The organism is Syntrophomonas sp. UBA5494 (assembly GCF_002426325.1).
On the sequence record NZ_DIPG01000038.1, the window covers coordinates 85,017 to 85,656 of the forward strand.

The 640-nt window shown below is 46.7% G+C and carries 1 pseudogene; it reads left to right on the forward strand.

The window, feature by feature from the left end:
• Positions 1–201 precede the first annotated feature (201 nt).
• Positions 202–640 (forward strand): annotated as a pseudogene (locus B3W37_RS04180) (hypothetical protein); the annotation flags it as partial.

Here is a 640-nt window from a genome sequence, read left to right on the forward strand (position 1 = left end):
TGGAATTCATCACAAATCAAGTCCTTCACAATGAGACCTGCCCCCTTTTCTTTGTGATTTGTTTAATTATAGACTGGGGCTAAAATGTTTGTCAATGCGGCCAATTCAAAGGTCAGGCCGCTTCAGGATTTAGAAGAATTTTCTAGATACCGTATAAATCCTTCCCCACCATATCAGAATAAGGATATGGAGGTGAAGAATATGTATACCAGTCCAAGAATTTCCACTGCAGTCTTGCTGGCCGCCCTTCTGGGGGTGTACTGGGTCAGTCAGCTGGCAGGCCTGTGGAACCGGGGTACAACTATCGAGAAGATAGTCTTTATCGCTGGTGGAGTATTGGTCTCATATCTGATGTTGAATGGATTAGTGGGTTATTGCCGCAAAGGGGTACGACGTTTAAATGAAATATTGGAAACTACCTCTATTGACATCCTTTTAGGCGGTATCGCCGGGCTTTTGCTGGGCATCATGGTTGGCGTATTGAGCACCTACCCGCTGTCTATGTTGAGAGGTTGGGGTCATTATCTCATCATTGCGGTCTTTTTAATATGTGGAGCCCTGGGAGTAAAGATCGGCACCAGCAGGGCCAGTGAGTTGTTTAGCCTGCTGCCTTTCTGGGGCTCTCCAGCTCAATACCCGG